The sequence below is a fragment of the Pseudomonas agronomica genome (assembly GCF_025917275.1).
GTDB lineage: Bacteria > Pseudomonadota > Gammaproteobacteria > Pseudomonadales > Pseudomonadaceae > Aquipseudomonas > Aquipseudomonas agronomica.
On record NZ_JAOSHO010000691.1, the window covers coordinates 1 to 2,109 of the forward strand.

Annotated in this window: 2 protein-coding genes; both read left to right on the top strand. The window is 64.9% G+C overall.

The window, feature by feature from the left end; genetic code table 11:
- Nucleotides 1-1,994 (top strand): carbon starvation CstA family protein (locus tag OC610_RS26210; RefSeq protein WP_264432003.1); only part of this gene is annotated, 1,994 nt, incomplete at its 5' end.
- 15 nt (nt 1,995-2,009) lie between these two features.
- Nucleotides 2,010-2,109: CstA-like transporter-associated (seleno)protein (locus OC610_RS26215; RefSeq protein ID WP_264432005.1), on the top strand; the 100-nt coding region annotated here is incomplete at its 3' end.

Here is a 2,109-nt window from a genome sequence, read left to right on the forward strand (position 1 = left end):
GCGTCGTGGCCCTGCGCCGCGGAGAGCCGATCAACGCCCTCTGGATCGTCGTCGCGGCAGTCGCCATCTACTTGGTCGCCTACCGCTACTACAGCCTTTTCATCGCCAACAACGTGATGCAACTCGATGCGCGCCGGGCCACGCCTGCCGTGCTCAACAACGATGGCCTGGACTACGTCCCGACCAACAAGCACATTCTCTTCGGCCACCACTTCGCGGCCATTGCCGGTGCGGGGCCGCTGGTCGGGCCGGTGCTGGCGGCGCAGATGGGCTATTTGCCCGGCACGCTCTGGCTGATTGCCGGCGTGGTGCTGGCCGGTGCGGTGCAGGACTTCATGGTCCTGTTCCTCTCCACCCGGCGCAACGGTCGCTCCCTGGGCGACATGGTGCGCGAGGAAATGGGCCGCATCCCCGGCACCATTGCGCTGTTCGGCTGCTTCCTGATCATGATCATCATCCTCGCGGTGCTGGCGCTGATCGTGGTCAAGGCCCTGGCCGAAAGCCCGTGGGGCATCTTCACGGTGATGGCGACCATCCCGATCGCGATGTTCATGGGCGTCTACATGCGCTACATCCGCCCGGGCCGCATCGGGGAAATCTCGGTCATTGGCGTGCTGTTGCTACTGGGTTCGATCTGGCTGGGCGGGCAGATTGCCGCCGACCCGGTCTGGGCCAAGGCCTTCAGCTTCACCGGGATCCAGATCACCTGGATGCTGATCGGCTACGGTTTTGTCGCGGCGGTGCTGCCGGTGTGGCTGATCCTCGCGCCACGGGACTACCTGTCGACCTTCCTGAAGATCGGCACCATCGTCGCCCTGGCGATCGGCATCCTGGTGACCATGCCCGAGTTGAAAATGCCCGCGCTGACCCAGTTCACCGACGGCACCGGGCCGGTGTGGAAGGGCGGGCTGTTCCCGTTCCTGTTCATCACCATCGCCTGCGGCGCGGTCTCGGGTTTCCACGCGCTGATCTCCTCGGGCACCACGCCCAAGCTGCTGGATAACGAAACCAACGCCCGCTACATCGGTTACGGCGGCATGCTGATGGAATCCTTCGTGGCCATCATGGCGATGGTTGCTGCCTCGGTGATCGAGCCGGGCGTGTACTTCGCCATGAACAGCCCGGCGGCGATCGTCGGCGGCGACGTGGTGGCCGTGGCCCAGACCGTCAGCAGTTGGGGTTTCGCAATCACCCCCGACGCGCTGCAAGCGGTGGCCAAGGACATCGGCGAGACCACCGTGCTGGCCCGTGCCGGCGGTGCGCCGACCCTGGCGGTCGGTATCGCGCAGATCCTGCATTCGGTGCTGCCGGGTGAGAACACCATGGCGTTCTGGTACCACTTCGCGATCCTGTTCGAAGCGCTGTTCATCCTCACCGCCGTGGACGCCGGCACCCGTGCCGGGCGCTTCATGCTGCAGGACCTGCTCGGCTCGTTCGTGCCTTCGCTCAAGCGCACCGAATCCTGGCCCGCCAACCTGATCGCCACCGCCGGCTGCGTCGCGCTGTGGGGTTACCTGCTGTACCAGGGCGTGATCGATCCGCTGGGCGGCATCAACACCTTGTGGCCGCTGTTCGGCATCTCCAACCAGATGCTGGCCGGTATCGCGCTGATGCTCGCCACCGTGGTCCTGATCAAGATGAAGCGCCAGCGCTACGTCTGGGTCACGCTGCTGCCGGCGGCCTGGCTGCTGATCTGCACCACCACCGCGGGCCTGATCAAGCTGTTCGACGCCAACCCGGCGATCGGCTTCCTGGCCCTGGCGCGCAAGTACAACGATGCCCTGGCCGCCGGCCAAGTCCTGGCCCCGGCCAAGAGCGTCGAGCAGATGCAGCACGTGGTGTTCAACGCCTACACCAACGCAACGCTGACGGTGTTGTTCCTGTTCGTGGTCTTCAGCGTCCTGTTCTACGCGCTCAAGGTCGGCATCGCCGCCTGGGGCACGAAGGAACGCACGGACAAGGAAGCGCCATTCCAGGCCGTTCCGGACGCTTGATAGAGGATTGCAACGATGTTCAATGACTTGAGTCGCCTCGGTAAATACCTCGGTCAGGCCGCCCGCCTGATGGTCGGCATGCCCGACTACGACAACTACGTCGAGCACATGCAAA